3 protein-coding genes are annotated in these 1,997 nt (G+C 47.2%); 2 read left to right on the top strand and 1 reads right to left on the bottom strand.

All coding sequences use genetic code 11. The features are described 5' to 3' along the window. Nucleotides 1–661 precede the first annotated feature (661 nt). On the bottom strand, nucleotides 662–1,180 hold the full coding sequence (locus VSQ30_RS20540) for a helix-turn-helix domain-containing protein (RefSeq protein ID WP_160578803.1): 519 nt from the start codon (nucleotides 1,178–1,180) through the stop codon (nucleotides 662–664). 148 nt (nucleotides 1,181–1,328) lie between these two features. Between VSQ30_RS20540 and VSQ30_RS20535 the strand changes: the two genes are divergently transcribed. After that, nucleotides 1,329–1,547 carry a helix-turn-helix transcriptional regulator gene (locus tag VSQ30_RS20535; RefSeq protein ID WP_160578804.1) on the top strand — a complete coding sequence of 73 codons (219 nt, stop codon included), beginning with the start codon at nucleotides 1,329–1,331 and terminating at the stop codon, nucleotides 1,545–1,547. A gap of 3 nt (nucleotides 1,548–1,550) precedes the next feature. Then, nucleotides 1,551–1,997: BRO-N domain-containing protein (locus VSQ30_RS20530; protein ID WP_334467139.1), on the top strand; the 447-nt coding region annotated here is incomplete at its 3' end.

Here is a 1,997-nt window from a genome sequence, read left to right as displayed (position 1 = left end):
GTGTAAGTTTTCACGTGACTTGCAAAACCCAGGACGGGCCTACTTTTCGATATGCAAGAATACGAGAAAACCCGGGAACCCGCCTAAATACTAGGTTTTTTCGCGGAAAACCGCTTGAATGAAAGCGAAAATTTTGCAATCTCGCAAAATGGGATTGCAAAATTTTTTTGCCCGTTTTCGGCCCCAAAGTGGCCTGTGCGGCGCAAGGCTGCCAACCGCTCAGATTTGCCTTTTAGGAGCGTTTAAGGACACACAAGAAACCTTTTAAGAAACCGCACAAATCCAGCATTGGCGCGGTTTAAGCGGCTTTTAAGAAAATAACAACAGCCCTTTAAGCGAGTACGCCCAAACGCCGCTTAAAGGGCTTGTTTTTTGCTTTTAAGAGCCTGCCCCCCGCAACACCCCCCGCAAGTAACCGCCAGGGGGGCGCAACTGCCGAAAAACCCAATAAAATCAAGGGGTTACGGCTTTTTGCGTTTTTGCGGAAACAAGGGCAGATTTCCGGGCTACTTGCACCCCCTCCCCACTTTTTGAAAGAAAAGTTTAGTCCCTTAAAAGGTAGCCTTGAGCCTTACACTATTCGTAAGAATATGACGAAATACGTCAGATTCTTACAAAGCGCTTACAAGAGATTGTGTTTATGGTATATATACAAATGCAATCACTTTTTATATTGGTTTAGCTGCGTTAATTCACCAGCACGCTTGTCAAGCTCAGTAAGCCCATCTGAGTTTAGGGCGAATGCCGCTTGAAAAATCCTACCAACTTTTGCACCATCTAAGTTAGCGGAACCATCACGCCGAAGCAGGTCGCGTGAAATAGTGCGCATTACTTCATTTAATATAGATATAGCAAGATACTGGCGTTCTTGGGAAGCGCAATTTAGGTCTGGCCGAAACACTTGAAAGAGGTGGACAAGTTCATCCATTTGCCCTTGAATGGCATCACTATTTTGCATGAAAGTTTCCCGATCCACTTCTCCACGAAGATATTCACCACTGACACCAAAATAACGCTCCAGGGCAGCCATAGCTTTAGAGTTTGGCTCGCGCAGATTATTTTCATAATTCCGTATAGCAGCCATACTTACGTGAATCTCTTTTGCTAGTTCGGTTTGTGTAAGCCCCTTATGCTTGCGCAATTCTTGAATACGCTGGCCCATCGAGTTTTGTTTATCCATATCGGCAACTCCTTCCTACTTTTACTAGTATATCGCAAAGCATATACAAATGTAAATACAAATTTTGAAAAAGCTCTTGACATATACAAATGGAGACGTTATAATAAGCTTGAGATGTATACAAACGGAAATATAAAGGAGGGCCATAATGCTATTAAGAGTCAACGCTACTGAATTACAGCGTCAAAGGGAGCGGGCTGCAATGACGCCCTATAAGCTGGCAAAGGAGTCTGGCCTCCCTATCAATGCAATTTACCGGCTGGAGAACGGCACCACTAAGCTGACCAACCACCTGCGGGCCAGGGAGATCGCTAAGGCACTTCACTGTAAAGTTGAAGATATTTTCATAGTTAAGAAAGGAGCATGACAAATGAACGCAATGCAGGTATTCAACTACGAGGGCAACGAGGTACGCACGATCATGAAAGACAACGAGCCGTGGTGGGTGCTGGCAGATGTGTGCCGAGTTCTGGATATCCAGAACAACCGCAACGCAGCACGGCGGCTGGATGATGATGAAAAGGGTGTCCATCTGATGGACACCCTTGGCGGGGGCCAGAAAATGACCATCATCAACGAGTCCGGGCTGTACAAAGTCATCCTGCGGTCGGACAAGCCAGAGGCCAAGAAGTTTACCCGCTGGGTGACCCACGAGGTGCTGCCCACCATCCGCAAGACCGGCAGCTACAGCCAGCCGGGTGCAGCGCAGCCCTTTACCATGGAACAGATGGCGCAGTTTGCGGCTGCGGTAGCCGCCCAGGTGGTGACGCAGATTGTACCCATCATTGTTGCTACAGTGAAAGAAGCAACACAAACC

Source organism: Acutalibacter sp. JLR.KK004 (genome assembly GCF_036941085.1).
GTDB lineage: Bacteria > Bacillota > Clostridia > Oscillospirales > Acutalibacteraceae > Acutalibacter.
The sequence above is the reverse complement of the archived record's forward strand: the minus strand, read 5'-3'. Positions and strand labels throughout refer to the sequence as shown.